At 51.7% G+C, this 20,823-nt stretch carries 16 protein-coding genes and 2 pseudogenes; 14 read left to right on the forward strand and 4 right to left on the reverse strand.

All coding sequences use genetic code 11. The features are described 5' to 3' along the window. The first annotated feature begins 8 nt into the window (after nt 1–8). Nucleotides 9–887, forward strand: a complete 879-nt coding sequence (locus P0X86_RS00195; protein ID WP_096777291.1) for a hypothetical protein — start codon at nt 9–11, stop codon at nt 885–887. A 105-nt stretch (nt 888–992) separates the two neighbouring features. Here P0X86_RS00195 and P0X86_RS00200 read toward each other — a convergent pair. Further along, nucleotides 993–2,994 (reverse strand): annotated as a pseudogene (locus tag P0X86_RS00200) (transglycosylase domain-containing protein). 391 nt (nt 2,995–3,385) lie between these two features. Between P0X86_RS00200 and speE the strand changes: the two are divergent. From speE to P0X86_RS00215, 3 genes are all read left to right on the forward strand, one after another. Further along, complete coding sequence (gene speE, locus P0X86_RS00205) at nt 3,386–4,213, forward strand: polyamine aminopropyltransferase (protein WP_012818360.1); 828 nt, start codon at nt 3,386–3,388, stop codon at nt 4,211–4,213. A gap of 18 nt (nt 4,214–4,231) precedes the next feature. Continuing rightward, nucleotides 4,232–5,101, forward strand: coding sequence for an agmatinase (gene speB, locus P0X86_RS00210; RefSeq protein ID WP_277747464.1), 870 nt, complete (start codon nt 4,232–4,234; stop codon nt 5,099–5,101). Nucleotides 5,102–5,668: 567 nt separating this feature from the next. Further along, the gene (locus tag P0X86_RS00215; protein ID WP_277747465.1) at nt 5,669–6,148 is read left to right on the forward strand and encodes an SRPBCC domain-containing protein; all 480 of its coding nucleotides are present in this window, start codon (nt 5,669–5,671) and stop codon (nt 6,146–6,148) included. Nucleotides 6,149–6,246: 98 nt separating this feature from the next. On the opposite strand, the gene P0X86_RS00220 is transcribed toward P0X86_RS00215, so the two are convergent. Next, nucleotides 6,247–8,319 (reverse strand): serine hydrolase domain-containing protein, encoded by a 2,073-nt coding sequence (locus P0X86_RS00220; protein WP_277747466.1) that lies wholly within the window; start codon nt 8,317–8,319, stop codon nt 6,247–6,249. Between the two features lie 216 nt (nt 8,320–8,535). Then, a complete protein-coding gene (locus P0X86_RS00225) occupies nt 8,536–9,060 on the reverse strand; it encodes a phosphatase PAP2 family protein (protein WP_277747467.1) in 525 nt (174 codons plus the stop codon). A 338-nt stretch (nt 9,061–9,398) separates the two neighbouring features. Between P0X86_RS00225 and P0X86_RS00230 the strand changes: the two genes are divergently transcribed. The 6 genes and pseudogenes from P0X86_RS00230 to argS all read left to right on the forward strand — a co-directional run bounded on the left by P0X86_RS00230 (nt 9,399) and on the right by argS (nt 14,617). After that, on the forward strand, nt 9,399–10,256 hold the full coding sequence (locus P0X86_RS00230) for a carbon-nitrogen hydrolase family protein (protein WP_277747468.1): 858 nt from the start codon (nt 9,399–9,401) through the stop codon (nt 10,254–10,256). 48 nt (nt 10,257–10,304) lie between these two features. Beyond that, nucleotides 10,305–10,975 (forward strand): annotated as a pseudogene (locus P0X86_RS00235) (GNAT family N-acetyltransferase). Nucleotides 10,976–11,067: 92 nt separating this feature from the next. Continuing rightward, nucleotides 11,068–11,739: a GNAT family protein gene (locus P0X86_RS00240; protein WP_012818376.1), complete on the forward strand. Its 672-nt coding sequence runs from the start codon at nt 11,068–11,070 to the stop codon at nt 11,737–11,739. Between the two features lie 129 nt (nt 11,740–11,868). Further along, a complete protein-coding gene (locus P0X86_RS00245; protein WP_096777298.1) occupies nt 11,869–12,387 on the forward strand; it encodes a hypothetical protein in 519 nt (172 codons plus the stop codon). A gap of 128 nt (nt 12,388–12,515) precedes the next feature. Continuing rightward, nucleotides 12,516–12,941, forward strand: coding sequence for a YwiB family protein (locus tag P0X86_RS00250; protein WP_096777299.1), 426 nt, complete (start codon nt 12,516–12,518; stop codon nt 12,939–12,941). Next, nucleotides 12,938–14,617, forward strand: coding sequence for an arginine--tRNA ligase (argS, locus tag P0X86_RS00255; protein ID WP_277747469.1), 1,680 nt, complete (start codon nt 12,938–12,940; stop codon nt 14,615–14,617). The genes P0X86_RS00250 and argS overlap by 4 nt, the downstream gene beginning before the upstream one ends. Nucleotides 14,618–14,724: 107 nt before the next feature. On the opposite strand, the gene P0X86_RS00260 is transcribed toward argS, so the two are convergent. Continuing rightward, nucleotides 14,725–15,873, reverse strand: coding sequence for a S8 family peptidase (locus tag P0X86_RS00260; RefSeq protein WP_277747470.1), 1,149 nt, complete (start codon nt 15,871–15,873; stop codon nt 14,725–14,727). Between the two features lie 365 nt (nt 15,874–16,238). On the opposite strand from P0X86_RS00260, the gene rpoE reads away from it, so the two are divergent. From rpoE to fba, 4 genes are all read left to right on the forward strand, one after another. Next, a complete protein-coding gene (rpoE, locus tag P0X86_RS00265; RefSeq protein WP_277747471.1) occupies nt 16,239–16,802 on the forward strand; it encodes a DNA-directed RNA polymerase subunit delta in 564 nt (187 codons plus the stop codon). A gap of 526 nt (nt 16,803–17,328) precedes the next feature. Continuing rightward, nucleotides 17,329–18,930: a CTP synthase gene (locus tag P0X86_RS00270; RefSeq protein WP_213581034.1), complete on the forward strand. Its 1,602-nt coding sequence runs from the start codon at nt 17,329–17,331 to the stop codon at nt 18,928–18,930. 272 nt (nt 18,931–19,202) lie between these two features. Further along, nucleotides 19,203–19,595: a response regulator gene (locus P0X86_RS00275; RefSeq protein WP_009595517.1), complete on the forward strand. Its 393-nt coding sequence runs from the start codon at nt 19,203–19,205 to the stop codon at nt 19,593–19,595. Nucleotides 19,596–19,770: 175 nt separating this feature from the next. Beyond that, a complete protein-coding gene (gene fba / locus P0X86_RS00280) occupies nt 19,771–20,625 on the forward strand; it encodes a class II fructose-1,6-bisphosphate aldolase (protein WP_012818384.1) in 855 nt (284 codons plus the stop codon). The last annotated feature ends 198 nt before the right edge of the window (nt 20,626–20,823 follow it).

Consider the following 20,823-nt stretch of genomic DNA (forward strand, 5'->3'; position numbering starts at 1 on the left):
GCCGGAGTATGACTTGTCCGATATGTCGATATGAAACGGGAGATGGGAAATATTGCAAGAAATGCGGGGCCAGGCTGATTATCGAGGATTCCCCCGTCTTTGCGGCCATGAAGGAGCAAGCTGCTGCGTCGGAAATTTACGGCGTCGCCAGGCGAGGCGGAAGCATAAATAGGGAGATTTCTCATGTGCGCCAAGGAGAAGCTGCTCTGCCGGTGTATACTCCGCCGGATATTTCATTTCCTACAGCAGGCCGCCAGCATGCCGAAGAGGAAGAGGGGCCGAACCCTTATTGGACCAGCTTAAAATTGTATGGGCAGCTCTATGGGGACCATTTCCTGAAGGGGCTAAGGCATCCCTTCAGCGCAGCTGCCGTAACGGACAACAGCCAGTTCCTAAACGCGATCGTATCCATGCTGCTCTATATTGTGCTCCTTCCGCTCGCGCTGTACGCAGCGCTTCATCATGAACTGCAAGGACTCCCGGAGGGGGCGTTTGTAGATCTAGTCCTGAAGCCTATTGTCTGGATCGCGATTTTCTTGTTTTTGCTGAACGTCTTTACCTTCGCTGCTGTCAAGCTGTCATTTAATCCGGCTGCGAAGCTGAAAGAAGTCATGGCCAGATTCGGCACATTGCTGCCGCTATACCTTGTGTTGTATGCAATCAGTTTGTTGTTCCTGTTTCTTAATGGCGATATATCCAAGGTGATCATCCTTCTAGCGTTCATCAGCACCGTGATGACCGTGCCGTTATGCGTCATGACCGGCTACAAGAGAAGAGTGGCCGGCGGCCTGGATCCGCTGTATGCGATCCTGCTGGTCTACATTGCAGTCATGCTCGTCATCGTGCTTCTGGGCAGCTCCATGATCGAATATATGAGCATTTTATAAGAAGCCATCTACATAAAGAATCGTGAAAAAGAGAAAAACAGCAGGCTCTTAATCGGGAACGCCCGGAAAAGAGCCTGCTGTTTTTTGACGTGACGGGCTATCCGTTTATTCGACCCACCATCGTTTGAAATCCTTCCACCAGGAACGTTCCTCCTGTTTCTCGGCAGCATCTGCAAGGGTTAGCCTTCTTGGCGGGCTCCCCGCCCTCATGTTCGTCGCAATACTCCGTGGGCTCCGTCCCTTTGACGAAAACCTCCAGCGTTTTGTCCGGACAGCCGACGCCTGCAAGCTTGCCCGTCTTCGGATCCACATATGCGCTGACGACTTCATCCGGGATCGGAAAAATCTTGGGCGGCACGTTCTCCAGTGCCTTCTCCGTATACTGCGCAAAAATCGGCGCTGCGCGCCGTCCGTCGACTTTGCTGATCTCCCGTCCTTTGTCATACCCGACCCATACCGCCGTCGACAGCTCCGGGGTATATCCGACGAGCCAGGCGTCGGTGTCGGTCGTGCCCGTCTTCCCGGCCACCGGCCGTTTCATCAGGGTGGAGACGCGGTTACCCGTTCCGCCGGTCTCGAATACCCCCTCCATCATGCGCGTCATCACGTAAGCTGCGGAAGGCTCGACCACTTGTTCGCCTTCCTCTTCCGGAGCCGTATACAAACTGCGTCCGGCCGCGTCGGTGATGCTCAGCACCGCGACAGGGGAGACCCGCTTGCCGCTGTTAGCCATGACGGCGTAAGCGGAGGCCATCTCCAGCGGGCTGACGGGCGAGGTGCCCAGGGCCAGCGAAGGGACAGGCTCCAGCGGACTCGTGATGCCCATCTTTTTCGCCATGTCGGCGACTTTATCCGGGCCGATTTTCATGATGGTATTCACGGCATAGATGTTATCCGAGGCGGCAATGGCTTCCCGCATGGGGATTTCGCCTAAATATTTATCGCCGAAGTTGCTGGGCTGGTACGTTTTTCGATTGTTATCGTAATGAAACAGGGTAGGCTGGCTGTTGAACACGCTGGTGCTTGTCATTTCCTTGGATGCAATGGCCGTTAAATACATAATCGGCTTAAATGAGGAGCCGGGCTGCCTGGTTCTGGCCAACGCGTGGTTGTATTGATTCTCGCGGTAATTCTTACCGCCGACCATAGCTTTGATGTGGCCGTTTCGCGGATCGATGGATACGAGCGCCGTCTCCAGCTCGCTCTTGCTGTCCATGCCCTCGGATACGGCCTCTTCGGCTGCTTTCTGGGCCCGAGGATCCAGGGTTGTATAGATGTTCAAGCCGCCCTGTTCGAGCTGCTGGTCCGTGATGTTCAACTGCTTGGTGACGAGACCCCGGACATAGTCCCGGAAGTAGGAGGCAATTACTTTATTCTCCTGCCGGTCCTGCGGGAGCAGGGCAAGCTTGGCCGAAGCGGCTTTATCCGCCTCGGCCTCCGTGATGAATCCGGTCTCCGCCATGGCATTCAGGACGATCTGCTGTCTTTTGACCGCGTTGTCCATATGATTGTAGGGCGAGTAATACGTGGGCCCCTTCGGAATGCCGGCCAGCATTGCGCTTTCGGCCAAGGTCAGGTTTTTTGCCGATTTGCCGAAATACAGCAGCGACGCCGACTCGATGCCGTAAGCGCCGTGACCGTAATAAATTTCGTTCAGGTACATTTCGAGAATTTGATCTTTCGTATATTTCATCTCAAGCTGGGCGGTGAATTTGGCCTCCTTGAGTTTTCGTGTCCACGTCTTTTCATGAGATAGGTATAAGTTTCGTGCAAGCTGCTGGGTTAACGTGCTCGCTCCCTGTTTGCGATCCATATGCTGCAGGTTGACCAATACGGCCCTGGCCATGCCCTTCATATCGAACCCGGGATGATCATAGAATTTTCGGTCCTCCACCGCCAAGGTGGCCTGAACCAGGAGGGGGGATATGTTGGCCAGGTTCACCTGCTCGGATGTATGTCCCGTGCTTGAGAATGTGGCGATCAAATCTCCCTGGCTGTCGAGCAGACGGGAGTAGCGGGATGTTTCCGCGACCGGCAGCGGCGTTATAAATAAATAGGCGAGCAGAATGCCGCCGGCGATGATGGAAATGCCAAGGAGTACGAACAGAAATGTAGCAAGCCGGACGAAACGACGTTTGCGCTTGGGTGATTTTTTTGCCCCGGCATCAGATGTTCTCCTTCCAGTCCTTTTGTAGAGTCAAGGCCCTTGTGCCGCCAAAAATGGAGATGTGCTCAAATTCTCCTTGGCTGCCTTCTTTTTCTATACAGTATGGGGCTGCAGCGGTCAGGATATTCATCGGAAAGGACGATGTTTTTGCTTCCTTTCGCATGTACCGGAACTTTTGGTTGCAATTTGGGCTTGATTTAATATAATCTAATTTGTTTGGTACAATAGGAAAAGTGTGAAACTGTAAGCTAAAGGCATCTGCCCCGAATAAAGTTTTACGGCTTGGATCTGGACGGCTGAACATTATTCTAGCGGAAAGAAGGTAGTGACGATGGAATTATGGTACACAGAGAAGCAAACCCCGACTTTTGGCATTACGGCTAAAATCCGGGAGACCTTTGTACATGAGAAGACGGAGTTTCAACAATTGGATATGATCGATACCGAGGAATTCGGGCGCATGCTCGTGCTGGACGGTATGGTTATGACTACGATTAAGGATGAATTCGTCTATCATGAGATGGTCGCTCACCCCGCGCTGAACACGCATCCAAATCCGAAGAAGGTTCTTGTCGTCGGCGGAGGAGACGGAGGCGTCATTCGCGAAGTGATCAAGCATCCGGGCGTAGAGAAGGCCGTACTCGTTGAAATTGATGGAAAAGTTATCGAATATTCGAAGCAGTACTTGCCTGAGATCGCCGGCAAGCTGGACGATCCGAAGGTTGAAGTGCTGGTTAACGATGGATATATGCACATTATCGAGCATAAGAACGAATACGATGTCATCATGGTGGACTCCACCGAGCCTGTAGGCCCGGCTGCTCCGTTGTTTGAGCGCGGATTCTATCAAGGGATCTATGAGGCGCTGAAGGAAGACGGTATTTTCGTGGCGCAAACGGACAATCCGTGGTTCAAAGCGGATCTGATTCAGCAGGTCAACAAAGACGTGAAGGAAATCTTCCCGATCGTGCGTGTCTATGGAGCGAACATTCCAACCTACCCAAGCGGTCTGTGGACCTTTACGATGGGCAGCAAAACATACGATCCGCTTGAAGTGGACGAGTCCACGATTGATGAGATGGATACGAAGTATTATTCGCCTCGTCTGCATAAAGCCGCCTTCGTGCTGCCGAAATTCGTAGAAGACTTGGTGAAATAAGGAGGCGCGCATAAACTGATGAAACTGGACCAAGGTTATTCCGGCAACGTGTTTATTCTGAGCTCCGAGGATTATGAAGGATCCAAGGCCGTCATCTACGGTATACCGATGGACTTCACGGTTAGCTACCGTCCCGGCTCCCGTTTCGGCCCGGCCCGTATCCGCCAAGCATCCGTTGGCTTGGAGGAGTACAGCCCGTACTTGGATAAGAGCATTGAAGATATCACTTATTTCGATGCAGGCGATCTGATGCTGCCTTTCGGCAATGCCGGCCGCAGTCTTGAAGTGATCGGCGATTATGTGGGCAAGCTGCTGGACGACGGGAAGTTCCCGATTGGACTCGGCGGAGAACACCTCGTATCGTGGCCGATTATTCAGAAGGTGTATGAGAAGTATCCTGATCTCATTCTGATCCATATCGATGCCCATGCCGACCTGCGCGAGCATTACGAGGGAGAGCCGTTGTCCCACTCCACGCCGGTCCGCAAGGCGGCGGGCATTATGGGCGGCAAGAACATTTATCAGTTCGGCATCCGTTCCGGCTCCCGCGAGGAGTTCCAGTACGGACGCGAGAACATCAATTTCTACCCGTTTGAGGTAGCCGCTCCGCTGAAGGAGGCATTGCCTTCCATGGGCAACCGTCCGGTCTACGTGACCATCGACATCGACGTGCTGGATCCGTCTGCCGCACCGGGCACCGGTACGGCGGAAGCCGGCGGCATCACGTCGAAAGAGCTGCTGGAAGCCGTACATCTGATTGCAAACTCCGATGTGAACGTTGTTGGCTGCGATCTCGTGGAAGTGGCGCCGATCTACGATCCGACCGAGCAGACCCAGATCGTGGCTGCGAAGCTGATTCGCGAGATGCTGCTGGGATTCGTAAAATAGTCCACCCACCCAAACCCTCCCTGCCAGGGAGGGCCCCAAGGGCGCTGCCCTCTGGACACCCGGAACCATTGGTGTTCGGGGTAGGTATGAGGATATGAGCGGGGCTGGTGCTTGTGCCCGGCCACTGCTCGGACTCCCCTGCGGGGACGACCTCATGGCCTTTTGTGCGCGTGAGCGCGGCCCTCTCGAGAGCTTCCCTGCGGGTTCGCTCATGGGCTAGCCCAGTGGGCTTATAGCCGAGGCTTCGCTCCTCGGCTGTTGAAGAAAAAAGCAAGCCTCCCCCACCTAAGCCTAACGGCTATCGGTGTCGGCTTGCTTTTTCGCGTGAACGCGGCCCTCTCGGGCAAATCCCTGACGGGTCGCTCGCGGGCCAGCACCTATACATGATCAGCCGAGGCTTTGCCCCTCGGCGATGAAAGAAAAAAGCAAGCCCTCCCTGCCTAAGCCTACGGCTATCGGGGAAGGCTTGCTTTTTCAACTTTGAGCAATTGAGAAGAAATGATTGGTAGTCATATGTTATAAGCTTAAGGAAGCTTGATTCGGATTTGAAATAAGGAGGCTAATAACATGGAAGATTCGTCCAGGAAGAAGAGAATTGACTCTGCCGCGAGGATGATTAAGGCTTCGCCCCAAACCATTTATCAGGCATTCACTGACCCCAAGGCTTGGGTGTCGTGGCTTCCGCCAGAGGGGATGTCAGGTCAGATTGATACCTTTGATGCCCGTGAAGGCGGGACTTATCGAATGGTGCTCACCTATATTGGAACGGACCACGCGAACCTCGGCAAATCATCGGCAGGCACGGATATCGTCCAAGGTAAATTCCTGGCGTTGGTGCCAAACAAGAAAATCGTGCAGTGTTTTGAATTCGAGTCGGAAGACCCCGCTTACGGGGGCCAGATGAGAATGACATGGACGTTGACAGCACTTGCGGAAGGCACTGAGGTGGCGGTTGTTTGCGAGGACGTTCCTGAGGGCATACGGCAGGAAGATCACGAAGCAGGCCTCCGTTCTACACTTGATAATCTCGCGGTTTTTACGGAGTGATAGCGGACAGGCAGCGTACCTCACAAGGTCCCTTTAACAGTGAAAAAGCAAGCAACCCAACTTAAGCCGAGCGGCTAATCGGGTTGCTTGCTTTTGTGTTATTTCAGGGTGATGCCGAATGCGGAGCCAGGGGCACCGGCGAATACCACAGCTCCGTTAGCCGGGAGCTTAACTTCGTTGGAGCCGCTGACCACGGTGTAGTTAACGACCGTGCCCTTCTCGTCATATACGGCGAATGCGCCTTCTGCCGGCAGGGTTACCGTCATGGTTTTGCCTGCAGCTGCTTCAGGTACGGTATACCACTTGGCATAGCCGTCGGCTTGCAGGGTAACGGTGGATTTTTTCCCTTTATACAATGGCTTCACATGCTTGCCGCTGATAAACAGGGATCCAGCGCCCTCGAGATACTCTATGCCTTTTTCCTTATAGAAGCGGAATTCGGACGTATCCCGGCCGCCCATAGTCGGAATCTGATGCTGGCTTACTGCGGTATCCGGATCGATAATTTTCTTCTCGATCAGATATCCTTCTAGACCGCTCTTGCTGTTAATCTCTACCGTCGGTCTCATAATGAAGTACATGAGCGATGTGTATTTCTCGTTCAATGGATAGAACGTTTCGCCTTCCCGCTTCGCCCATGCGGCAGCGGTCTCTTTGGACAGCGGGTTCGCTTCCATTTTTTCGGCCGAATATTGCGACAAGGCCGTCTGTCCCAATCCAGGAATCGAAATATATTGTCTTACCCATAGGTAGATACGGTCATTCTTTTCCTTAACGAAGCTGACCTTGATGCTGCCATCCGCGCTGACAAACGTTCCGTCCGCGGTGTATACATATTTCTCGGCAGGATAGTCCGGCACCATCGGTACGGTAATGGACAGTTCGCCGTTCTTGATGTCGACTTTCATCTGCTGATTCGTCACGCCATAGTAACCGGCGAATTCAGCCAAGCTGTCAGGCATATCCGCTTGGACCGGTTTGCCGAACGATTTTTCCGGCTTGAATTCCTTGATGGTGCCTTTTTCCTTGAGTGCATTCAGCAAAATTTCGTTTGCCAGCATTTGGTTGGTCATGCCCGAACCGCCGGAAGATAGTACGGCAGCTGCCATGTTCTGCTCCGGAAGCACAACGAGCGAAGCGTGGTATAGAATGGTGTCGCCGCCTTTAGTCACGGCTTTCATGTCATATTGGGTAAACGGGAACAGTCTCACGCTGTCCCAGCCAAGTCCATAATCTACCGAGTTATCGGCATCTTCTGGCCACAGGCCTTTTTTATACTCTTCCTGCTCCATGGCTTTTACAGACGCAGCTGAGAGGATTCCCTCGGCTTCCCCGGTGAAGATCTGCGCAAACTGCACCAGGTCTTCGGCCGTGGAGTAGATGCCGCCGGTTCCGATGACATTGATGGTCTCGTTAGGCAGCTGTCCTTGATAAGCCGGATAATAGAGGCCTGCCATTTGGTTTAAATCCAATGTGTCTTGGGATGTCTTGGTGTGGTCCATGTTTAACGGCTCGGTAAAATGTTCATGAATGAATGCGGTAAAATCCTTGCCGCTCACTTTTTCCACGAGAATCTCGGCCAGCGTGAATCCGTCATTGCAATACACGGAAAATGCTCCCGGATCTGCTTTGAGGTTTTGAGTGGACAACTGCTTCAGCAGCGTGTCATGTGCATGCGGGTCATTATCTTCGAACAAGAACGCGTTGTTCAGGCTTGAGCCCTGCAGGCCGGAGGAATGGTTAAGCAGCATGCGCGGCGTGATTTTTTTGTAGCGTTCGTCTTTCATCGTGAATTCGGGTATGTACTGAACGAGAGGCGCATCCAGGTTGATCTTCCCGTCATCCACCAATTTCATGACCGCGGCGGCAGTGAACACTTTGCTCGTGGAGCCGATCCCATACATCGTATCTTCGGTCAACGGGATCTTTCCTTCGATATCATTGACGCCCGCTTGCCCGGACACGGTAATCTTGCCGTTGTCGATCAGGGCATATTGGACGCTTGTCGTTCCATACGTCTCGGTAAGCAGCTTGGCTTTCTCTGCGGCGATCTTCTCAAGACCCCCTCCTGCAACGGCAGTCTGGCTGTTATCTGCTGCCATGGCTCCGGCTGGAAGGATCATCGTAACCGCGAGCAGGGCTACCAGCATTCGTGATAATCTTTTCTTCAATGAACAAATACCTCCTTATTATGAATGTATAAGTTAGTACGATTTACCAGCGGGAATGGTTCGAATTTTTTTTCATGTTTTTTGTGGGTTTATGATAGGAGCATATACAGGAAGGGCGTTTAATTGTTGTTAGGTGAGATATCTACAGATGATGAAGGGCAAAAAAACCAGGCCCCCATCATCAGTTGCGAGAACTGCGCGAGGATGCCTGGTTATTTAACTAAGCACGATCAGTAGTGCCGAAGCGGTGCCGACGAAACAGCCGGCCAGACAATCCGAAGGATAATGAAAGCCGAGATAAATGCGTGACAGACTGACCGTAAGCGCTAGCAGGATCAAGAGCACCGACAGCCAGGGCGTAACGAACAGAAATGGCGTGACGATGGAAAATATGGCCGTCGAGTGTCCGGAAGGAAACGAATGGTCCTTCATCGGCTTCTTTTCAAACCTCACTTTTTCCAATGCCTGGTATGGCCGGATGCGCCGCAGTTTCTTTTTGATGAGAGCCGTAATCAGGAAGCTGAGGGACAGTGCGATAAAGCTCTGCCATCCCATCGTATCCCACGGCTCCGGTGCAAAAAACGCTATCGAAAGTGTCAGCACAATGGTAAAGATAGCACCCCCCATATGGGTGACCAGCGAGAGCATCGAATCCACCATTTTGTTGCTGATCTTGCGGTTTAACCAGCGGAAGATAAGGTGGTCATGTTGCTGAAGCCAATCCATCGAACGAGTTATCATTGTGAACAGAACACCTCACATTATAGTTTGGCAAGCTGAAAGCCCTAAAGTCAAAACGGGCTCGTGTGTATGCTTGTAAGGGCCGGGATTGATCGTATAGACAAGAGGCTTACATACGACAGTATACAGGAGAATTGTTAAGCGTGGGTATGAATGGCGAGTATTTTTTCATAATTCGAGCATTCTTTGGCATAGGTACCGTCGATGATAACCGTATACCTTAAGGGACGCGTTTAAAGATTATGGTTTCCCATTGACGGCGACTTGATGTTCCCATGTTCTCTAAGCCCGGAATCCGATATAATGAAAGCATCTAACCATGCATAAGGAGGAGAAGCATGAAATTTCGCGTTTCTGCCGTGCAATATCATCTGCACACGATTCAATCCTTTGACGATTTTGCCCGTCAATCGGAGCATTATATCCGAACGGCGGAGGAATTCGAAGCCGATTTTGTGCTGTTTCCGGAATTCTTCACGACGCAGCTGATGTCCATCGGGGACGATCAGGGCCAGGCGTTAACGATCAATGACCTTCCGGATTTCACAGACCGTTACCGCGAGCTGTTCCAGGGCTTTGCGAAGCAATATAACATGCATATCATTGGCGGGACCCACGTCATTCGCCGGGAAGGGAAGCTGTACAATGTGGCGCATCTGTTCTATCCGGACGGCCGCATTGCGGAACAGGCGAAGATTCATATTACGCCTTCGGAGATAACCGGCTGGAACATGGGGGCCGGCGAAGGGCTCGAAGTATTCGAGACCGAAAAAGGCACCATCGCGATGCTCACCTGCTATGACATCGAATTTCCCGAGATCGTGCGCATGGCCAAGGCCAAAGGGGCCGACGTCATTTTCTGTCCGTCCTGCACCGATGATCGTCACGGATTCCACCGCGTGCGTTATACCAGCCATGCCCGCGCCATCGAGAATCAAATCTATGTGGTGCTGACCGGCACGGTTGGATCGCTGCCTACCGTGGATCTGATGGGTGCCAACTTCGGGCAGGCTGCCATCATTACGCCGAACGATATTCCGTTCCCGCCGAAGGGCCTGCTGGCCGAGGGAGAGCTGAACAACGACATGATCATTACCGCCGATCTCGATCTGGATTTATTATATCAAGTGCGCGAGAAGGGCTCCGTCACGACATGGCGTGACCGGCGTACGGATTTGTATCCGGATTGGGAGTAAGTCTTTTTATCATGGTTTGATAAAATGGGAAAAGGCGGTGTAGAGGAAATGGCCCGGTTTTATCAACAGTTTTATGTATTCGACGACGTCCGGCCGGTGCCGGTTGTTATTCGAGGCTACACGGAAGCGGACTTCGACGAGCTGATCGCCATTCAATCCGAGACGTTCCCGCCTCCGTATCCTCCGGAGCAATGGTGGAACAAGGAACAGCTGATGCAGCATGTCACCTTGTTTCCCGAGGGCGCCCTATGCGTTGAAGTGGACGGCATGCTCGCGGGGTCCATCACCTCGCTCATTGTGGAGTACGATCCGATGGAGCCTGCCCACTCCTGGGCGGAGGCCACGGATAACGGATACATCCGCACGCATCAGCCGGACGGAAATACCCTATACATCGCCGACATTTGCGTCAGGCCGCGCTTTCGCAAGCTTGGGCTCGGCAAATGGCTGATTCAGTCGCTGTATCACGTGACCGTCGAAAGGGGACTGGACCGGCTGCTTGGCGGCGGACGGATGCCCGGCTATCATCGGCATGCGCACGAAATGTCGGCCGTAGAATATTTGGATGCCGTTGTCAGGGGGATCTCAAGGACCCCGTAATTACCTTCCTGCTCCGGTGCGGCCGGACGCCCGTCGGGGTAGCGGCAGAGTATTTGGAGGATGAGGAGTCCTGCAATTACGGGGCCTTGATGGAATGGAAGAATCCATTCCGAGGGTGAAGTGGTTTAGAATGAACGATGATTTCACGGCTTCGAATATCTTCATAATATAAAGATATTTTCATTACATATATAAGGAGGCTTTTAATTTAATGGAATATATTCGCATTACGAGCATCGACGATCCTTTGTTTCGCAAAATGCACGATCTCATGAAGGAAGTGTTCCCTCCGGAAGAGGTGCTGGAATTCAGCTTATGGAAAGAGCCGCTCGAAGACCCGGGCATTCGGGTATTTGTTGCCCTGCATGAGGACGAAGTGGTGGGTACGACGGAATACCGCTATTACGAGGACTGGAACGTGGCGATGACCGATTTTACCATTATCGGGCGTGAAGGGCTCGGCATCGGCCGATTCCTGGCACAACATCGCTTGAAGGATCTGAATCAATTGGCGGCAGCAAACGGCAAAGAGCTGTTCGGCATGTTTGCCGAGATTTACGATCCATATCGGGTGCAGGACCATGCATTCGGCGGCGTGAAGCCGATGGATCCGTTCGTTCGCCGCGAAGTCCTGTCGCATCTGGGTTACAAACGCACGGATATCGACTATGTGCATCCGTCCTGGAACAATGATGGCGAAGCGGTGAGCGGGCTTGATTTTTGCTTCATGCCGGGCGACGATGCCGTTGATGAATTGCCCGCGGAGCTGATTGCCAACTTCTTGAGACGATACTATTCGGTGCTGCCCGAGAAACCGCAAGCCTGGAACGACATGGTGGCCAAGCTGGACGCGCGGGAGAAGGTATCCTTGCTTCCGCTGTAACCTATAGTATGGATCATGCCTGATTCTTCTTGAATCAGGCCTATTCTTTTTCTTGACCGCCCATTGATTTCAATTTTTTGGTATTCTAATCCTATGAAAGGCCAGGTCGACGTAATGGGGAGGCTGCTTATGAAGAGAAATCGTATTTGGTTATGGGCAGGTATTGGTTTAAGCATCGTAATCCTATATTCATTCATGCAACTAAGCGTTCATTTCGGCAAACCCATGTCCGAAGAACAGAAGATAGCGGCCTCTTACGTGAAATCGCTGGGCTATAAGATTGTAAGCCACTCCAGTAAACCGATTACTTATACGCTTGAGAAATCTCTTCTCGCACCTGGTAACGGCGCAATCCCCTATATTCAGACATGGAGTGTACAGAGCCAAGATCCGGCAAACTATTACGGAAAAGAAATTGTCACCTATCGCTTCAAGGTTTCCGGGCATCCGCTTGACCGCATGTATAATACGAATACGGCCTTGTTCGTGATGATGTCGGAGGGGAAGGTCATCGGGGGAACCTCGTTCCCTGATCGGAACGATTTAGCCGGAGCTCCTTATTCCATTGATGGAAAGACCTTGGAGGAAATCACGGGTAACAGTTTCGGGGAATGGCGTGAGCAATGGGCCGAAAAATATGGGAATTAAGGATGCGCTCCAACCTCTCCGAAAATACGACGAAAGACATGTTTCTTTACTTTTGCTAAAATCCTCATTTGAATTGCAAGGCTATACTGGATATAGTAATACAATAGGTAAGGAAAAGAGGAACGTACATGAACGACCGAAAACAAGTGAACATCCGTCTTCAGAGCCTTCACGAAGGAGAGAATACGATACAGGAGCTTCCCGCAGAGGCGTTTATCAAGGGGAAGGTGCTGTATGTGCGCTATACGGAGCCGGCGCTTGGACCGCATCAAGGGGAAACCCGGGCCATGCTCAAACTGACGGAGGACGAGCTGAAGCTGATCCGTCATGGCGAGGTGGAGTCCGAGCAGGCGTTTAAGCTGGGACTGCAATTGCCTGGATATTATCGCTCCCCGTTCACTTCATTTAATCTGTCTACGCACACCCAGCGTCTGGAGCTAGCGCTAGAGGGCGTGACCGGACGAGCGGCTTGGGCGTATGATTTATATGTGTTTGACGAGTTTTCGGGACACTTTTCGATCAGTTTGACTATTCAGGAGGCACATGAATCATGACTATGAATCCATTAGATCACATTAACGGGCTGGTTGCAGAGGCGGTAGGAGACGCTGCCGTAGCTGCCGGACTGGTGTCCCGCGAGGAGCTGCCCGCCATTACGCTGGAAGTTCCGAAGGATAAGTCGCACGGCGACTTGGCCACGAACGTAGCGATGCAGCTGACGCGGATTGCCAAGAAGAACCCGCGGCAAATCGCCGAAGCTATCCTGGAACATTTGGATACGGCGAAGGCTTCCATTGAGAAAGCGGAGATCGCCGGGCCCGGGTTTATTAACTTTACCTTGGACAAGGGGTATCTCTATCCGATCGTGGCATTGGTACAAGAGCAGGGCGATAACTACGGGCGGATCGCTACGGGCGAAGGGCAAAAGGTCCAGATGGAGTTTGTCAGCGCCAATCCCACCGGAAGCCTGCATCTTGGACATGCCCGCGGAGCGGCGGTAGGCGATGCCCTGTGCAATGTGCTTGATTTTGCTGGATACGAAGTTACGCGCGAATACTACATCAATGATGCAGGCAACCAAGTCGTGAACCTGGTTAAATCCCTCGAAGCCCGCTATTTGCAGGAGCTCGGCCAGGATGCCGAAATGCCTGAAGACGGATACCATGGCGAGGATATCAAAGGGTTTGCCAAAGAGCTCGTAGCCGAGAAAGGCGATTCCTTGCTATCGATGGATCCTGGCGAGAGAACGGCATTCCTGCGTCAATTCGGGCTTGAGAAGGAACTTGGTAAAATCAAACGCGATTTGAATCGATTCCGCGTCCATTTTGACGAGTGGTTTAGCGAAACGTCCCTGTATGAGGATGGACTGGTGGAGAAATCCCTGGAAGAACTGAAAGCCAAGGGCGAAGCTTACGAGAAGGATGGGGCAACCTGGCTCCGCACCACCGATTATGGGGATGACAAAGACCGCGTCCTCGTCAAGAATGACGGAACGTATACCTACCTGACGCCGGATATTGCGTACCACCGCAATAAATACGAGCGCGGCTATGACAAGATCCTGAATATTTGGGGAGCCGACCACCATGGTTACGTTCCGCGCATGAAGGCTGCCATGGAGGCGCTCGGCAATGACCCGGACAAACTCATCGTATTGATCGCCCAGATGGTCAGCCTGTTCCAGGACGGCGAGAAGGTGAAGATGTCCAAGCGTACCGGTAAAGCGGTCACGATGGAAGATTTGATGGATGAGGTCGGCGTGGACGCGATCCGCTATTTCTTCACCATGCGCAGCATGGATTCGCATTTGGATTTCGACATGGATCTGGCGGTGTCCACATCCAACGAGAACCCGGTCTTCTACGTACAGTATGCGCACGCACGCATTTGCAGCGTATTCCGCCAAGCGGAGGAGCAAGGCGTTAGCCTCCTGCCGCTTGCCGACGTGAACCTTAGCGTTCTTACCGCCGAGCATGAATACGACATTTTGCGCAAATTGGGAGAACTCCCGCAGGAAGTGTCGCTTGCTGCGGAGAACTATGCACCGCACCGGCTTATCCGGTATGTATATGAACTGGCCTCCTTGTTCCACAGCTACTACAGAGCCGAACGCGTCATTACGGAAGACGCGAATCAAACGCAGGCCCGCCTTGCTTTGCTGGGAGCCGTCCGCACGGTCATTGCCAACGTGCTTCGCCTGATGGGCGTATCGGCGCCGGAACGCATGTAAGAAGGGGCGTCCCTTTCATACTGCCATAACAGCCGTCTTTCTTTGGAAAGACGGCTGTTTTTTAATGCGTGAACGAAATGGCGTTTGCCATTGCTGATGAACCGAATTTATAATTTCATGCCCTCGCGCAAAAATTTCAAGGCATTTACCTCTCCATCGGAGGCGCTGTATCCTTTTTTGAGCTTAAGGGGGGAGGAGGTGCGCCGCAGCAGGGCCTTGATCGTAGCTGTTTTTTTCAAGTCAGGCTTCTGGGCAAGCAGCAGGGCGATTGCTCCGCTGACGTGTGAAGTAGCCATGGAAGTGCCGCTCATTTCGTGGTATTTTCCCTGCAGCCAGGCTGACACGATTTTATCTCCGGGCGCATAAATATCGACAAATTGCCCGCGGTTGCTGAAGCCGGGGATTCTCCGGCTGCGGTCGGTAGCTCCGACGGATATCGTTTGGGGATAACGGGCAGGATAGTCCGCGGTACGGCGTTTGCCGTCATTGCCGGAAGAGGCCACAATGAGGACGCCTTCTTGGCTGGCCTTGCTTACGATATCCAGCAGCGTTCGGCTTCGGGTCTGCATGCCGAAACTCATATTGATGATATCGATCTCGGCCCGCACGCACCAGTCGATGGCCAGAATGATATCCGACACGAAGGCGGAGCCGTTGTGATCAAAGGCTTTGACCGGATACACGACAGATTTGGGAGCAACGCCGATCATACCTTGGGTGCTGTTCGCGGCAGCGATGGTGCCCGAGATATGCGTTCCATGCCCATTGTCGTCATAAGGCGGGATGTTGCGATGGACGAGGTTGACCCCTCGGGTCAGCGAATACTTCAGATCCGGGTGACCGAAATCCACCCCTGTGTCGATAACGGCAATCTTCACGCGGTGTCCTGTCGAGGTAGACCAGGCTTGAGGGGCTTTGATTTGCTTGATACCCCATGGGATCCCGGTTAGCGTTCCTATTGTCCCCTGTATGGCGTGGATATGAACCTGTTCATCCTCTTCAACCATCAGTTCGTTCCGAAACTCCGCTTCTAACTTCGCGGTTTGGGGAGCTGGAGCGATGATGGTGCGAGTAAGCGGCGAGCGGCTGACCGAACTCGGGAAACGCCTTTTCCCTGCGAGCCGGTTCCATTCGCGGATGCATTTCTGGTACAGCTGAGGGTCATGAAACGTGAGGATCCGCCGGTTCATTTCCCGGACGTTCCGCATAGGGTTCGTCTCTGCAAGTAGTGATTGCATGATCCGGGTGTAATCCATGTGTGGCAATCTCCCTTCTCGATGAACCGTTGCTTCAGTATTGTATGAGCCGGGGAGAGTGCCCGAATGGGATGTTGCCCTTTTTCCGGGAAATAGGCCCTGTTTACCGTGTCAAAGCAGCAGGGCTAACATAAGATACATGGAGAGAATATCAAGGTTCTCTTATCTATCCCGTAAGGAGTCGATCCTAGGGGCGGGTACAGTCAGAAGGCGGAGAGAATCGTCTCCGTCTTTTTCCATTTGGTATCTGATGGGTAATGGAGCATAAAAACTTGATTTTTATTTCCAAATAGGTTTTACTTAGTTTTGATAATGGATATGTTGAGGGTATAACGTGAAGATTGTGTGAGAGGAAGTGTGCGTTAGTGAGTAATCCGCTCAATTTAAAGATCGATCCGGAGAAGATTCAGGAAATCCCGATGGTTGACCTGGCTTTTATGGTTCTGAAGGCGGCGAATACGCCGTATTATTACCGTGACCTGATGAATGAGGTGGCCAAGCTTCGCGGCTTTACGGAACAGGAAATTAACGAAACGATTGCCCAGTTATATACCGAGATCAATATAGACGGACGTTTCGCATGTGTAGGTACGAATCTGTGGGGACTAAAGCGCTGGTATCCGCTGGAGAAGTCCGAAGATCCGATTGCGAACGCCAAACGTCCGCGGATCATCAATGATGAAGACGACGATGACGATGACTTCACGGATGAAGAGGATACCTATAGCGGTGACGATGCCGAAGAGGATTTCGACAGCATCGACGATGAAGACGATGATCACGACGATCTCTTCCCGGATGATGACGATGCTGACGATGATGTAGATGAGGACGTTGTTCTGGATGATGACGAATTGGATGACGAAGATGCGGATTCCGAGGAAGAAGATCAGGAAGAGGAAGAATTCGAGGAAGACGACAGAGATTAATCTGTCATTCCGCTCGGAATTTAAGCCAGTCCGCATGGTTTATGACTCTGTTTTACGATGTCGGCCGATTGGGGAATTTTGAGGTTGGTTCTTCTCTTGACAAGCAGACAAGGCACAGAGTAAACTATTGCTTGGGCTTATGATTGTGGATTAAATATGTTTAATATAAAAGTGCCCCGTTATTTATTCGGGGTCACTTTTTTTGTTTTTAAGGCTCGGAAAGTGTAAACGACGCTAGCTTCCGGGCCAATATAGCAAGACCAAGATTCAGATATGCAGAGTAAGAAGATGTATTGGAATCGCTCGCCCTGAAGCCTCATAACGTTATGCCGTACCGGCAGCCCGATGGGGATCATTTTAGCGTCAATATATGCGGTTTGTAATAGGTCGGAGGTCAGCTCGCTCACCATTATTGGAAGCGAGCGATGTTTTTGTTGGTCCCTCTGATGAATCAGGGGAAAACGGGTTAGGATAAACATCATATGTCGCCTGAAGTTATGGAGATTATATAGGAGGGTTTTTAACAGTGACAAAGTATATTTTTGTAACAGGCGGAGTCGTGTCATCTCTAGGTAAGGGAATTACCGCCGCTTCGCTCGGCAGATTGCTTAAGAACAGAGGGCTCAAGGTAACGATTCAGAAATTCGATCCGTACATTAATATAGATCCGGGCACCATGAGTCCTTACCAGCATGGCGAAGTGTTCGTTACTGACGACGGTGCGGAAACCGACCTGGACCTGGGACACTATGAGCGCTTCATCGATATTAACCTGTCGAAGAACAGCAATGTGACAACAGGAAAAGTATACTCTTCTGTTATTAGCAAGGAACGCCGGGGGGAATATTTGGGCGGCACCGTGCAGGTTATTCCTCATATTACGAACGAGATCAAGGAGCGCGTATTCCGTGCGGGCCGTGAAGCGGGTTCGGATGTGGTCATTACCGAAATCGGCGGAACGGTCGGCGATATCGAAAGCCTTCCTTTCCTGGAGGCCATCCGCCAAATCAAGAGCGATGTTGGCCGTGAGAACGTGATGTATATTCATGTAACCCTCATTCCATATATTAAGGCAGCCGGTGAAGTGAAAACGAAGCCGACGCAGCACAGCGTAAAAGAACTCCGCAGCATCGGCATTCAGCCGAATGTCATCGTGTGCCGTACGGAGCATGAGCTTTCAACCGAGATGAAAGCCAAAATCGCGCTCTTCTGCGATATCGACCCTAACGCGGTCGTAGAATGCCGCGACGCGTCCTCCCTGTATGAGGTGCCGCTGAATCTGCGCGATGAAGGCCTGGACGAAATTGTTGTCAATCATCTGAAGCTGACGACTCCTGCGCCGGATATGAGCGAGTGGGAAGATCTGGTGGAGCGCGTCTCCAAGCTGGAGAAGACCGTTGAGATTGCGATTGTCGGCAAGTATGTCGCGCTTCATGACGCCTACCTCAGCGTAGTGGAATCCCTGTCCCATGCCGGCTTCGATGCCAATGCCGACGTGAAGATCCGCTGGGTGAACGCCGAGGAAATTACGGCGGACAATGTGGAAGAGACGTTGAACGGCATCGGCGGTATTCTGGTACCTGGTGGATTTGGAGACCGGGGTATCGAAGGCAAGATCAGCGCGATCCGTTATGCCCGCGAGCGCAACATTCCATTCTTCGGTATTTGCCTTGGCATGCAAGTGTCCGTCATCGAATATGCCCGTTCGATCTTAGGTCTGAGCGGCGCGAACAGCTCCGAAATTGATCCGGCTACCGAATATCCGGTTATCGACCTGCTTCCGGAGCAGAAGGATATCGAGGATCTTGGCGGAACGATGCGCCTTGGCCTGTATCCGTGCAAGCTGGTTCCGGGATCGCTTGCGGAGTCCTGCTACCAGGACGAGCTGGTTTACGAAAGACATCGTCACCGGTACGAGTTCAACAACCAATACCGCGAAGATATCGAGAAAGCGGGCCTGCGTATTTCCGGTACTTCACCGGACGGACGCCTGGTCGAGATCGTGGAGCTGCCAGGACATCCTTGGTTCCTCGCCGTGCAATTCCATCCGGAATTCACTTCCCGTCCGAACCGTCCGCAGCCATTGTTCCGTGAGTTTGTAAAAGCCTCGATCCAGCATCAGGCATAATTGGGAAGAGCCTCTTTTTGAAGAGGCTCTTTTTTTGCGTGCAAATTCTTTTGTCGCTGCGTGAAGGGTGGAGCTGAGGACCGGAATCCCTGTCCAGCGCTGTCGATTTCGGATGCAGCCAATTCGCGATCTTTTTTTCTTAGTTTTTTTAGGACAGGAAGGAATTCGACATCTACAGGCGAATACAAATAATGGCCGGTTTATGGGAAAGTTAGGAACTTTCGAGTTTGCATATACTCATTGTACGATTTAAGTATCGGGAGGTTGGAAGGATGAGCAAACAAAGCAAACACAAAGTGCTGATTGTGGATGACCAGAATGGGATCCGCATCCTGCTTGTGGAAGTGTTCAGCAGTGAAGGATATGAGACGTTCCAAGCGGCGAACGGCAAGGCTGCCCTTGAAATCGTGAAGATGCATGCCCCGGATTTGGTGCTGCTGGATATGAAAATTCCTGGAATGGACGGGCTTGAGATTTTGAAGCATATTAAACAGATGAATCCGGACATTAAGGTGATCATGATGACAGCCTATGGAGAGCTTGACATGATCAAGGAAGCAACCGATCTTGGAGCGCTGATGCATTTTACCAAACCCTTCGACATCGACGAGATGCGGCAAGCCGTCAACATGCAGCTGAAAGGGACCGCGAACAACATCGGTTGAATGATGAATTCTGCTCAAGGGGCGGAATTCTTTTTTTTTGCCAGAATGTGAGTTCCTTCGCAGCAATTTAGGAAATGCTTGTTTAGTATTTATGACGCGATGTGGTATAATAAGTCCGTATGTTATATCGGCTAAAAACCATAGACAAACTAAGCATCTATAGGAGGATGAAACCATGCCATTAGTATCAATGACAGACATGCTGAACAAAGCACTCGAAGGTAAATATGCTGTTGGTCAATACAACATCAACAACCTGGAGTGGACATATGCAATTCTTGAAGCGGCTGAGCAAGAGAAATCGCCGGTAATTCTTGGTGTTTCCGAAGGCGCAGCTCGTTACATGGGTGGATTCAGCACCGTTGTACACATGGTAAAAGGTTTGATGGAGGACCTGAAAGTTACAGTTCCTGTTGCCATTCACCTTGACCACGGTTCAAGTGTTGAGAAATGTAAAGAAGCAATCGATGCAGGGTTCACTTCGGTTATGATCGATGATTCCCACAGCCCGATTGAGACGAATATTGCAACAACGAAACAAGTGGTTGAGTATGCTCACGCCAAAGGCGTTTCCGTTGAAGCCGAAGTCGGCATGGTCGGCGGACAAGAGGATGACGTTATCGGCGACGTAATGTACGCGAAGCTTGACGACTGCGTGCGCATCGTGAACGAGACAGGCATCGACACATTGGCGCCTGCGCTTGGTTCTGTCCATGGTCCTTACAAAGGCGAACCAAACCTTGGGTTTAAAGAGATGGAAGAGATTCGCGATGCTGTGAAACTTCCATTGGTGCTTCATGGCGGTACGGGCATCCCGACGCATGACATCAAGAAAGCTATCTCCTTGGGTACTTCCAAAATCAACGTTAACACCGAGAACCAAATCTCGTTCACCAAAGTTGTTCGTGAAGTGCTTGCCGCTAAACCGGAAGCTTACGATCCGCGCACATTCCTGAAACCAGGCCGCGAGGCAATCAAGGAAACCGTTGTCGGCAAAATCCGTGAGTTTGGTTCCAACAATCAAGCTTAATCACCCGTAACGCACAAAAGTCGCTTGTAGCCTTCGTGGCCGCAACATGACGATAGGAATCACCTAAGATATTTTAGGCTGTCTTATGCTGCATACAATGAAATGGAAAGCACACCGCATAGCCGGTGTTTTTCCATTTCATTTATTAAGTTATCAAAAAGCGCAAGCGGATTGTGAGGCTTCACAACCGGATAATCG

It is taken from the genome of Paenibacillus sp. BR1-192 (assembly GCF_029542445.1).
Lineage (GTDB): Bacteria > Bacillota > Bacilli > Paenibacillales > Paenibacillaceae > Paenibacillus_AQ > Paenibacillus_AQ lautus_A.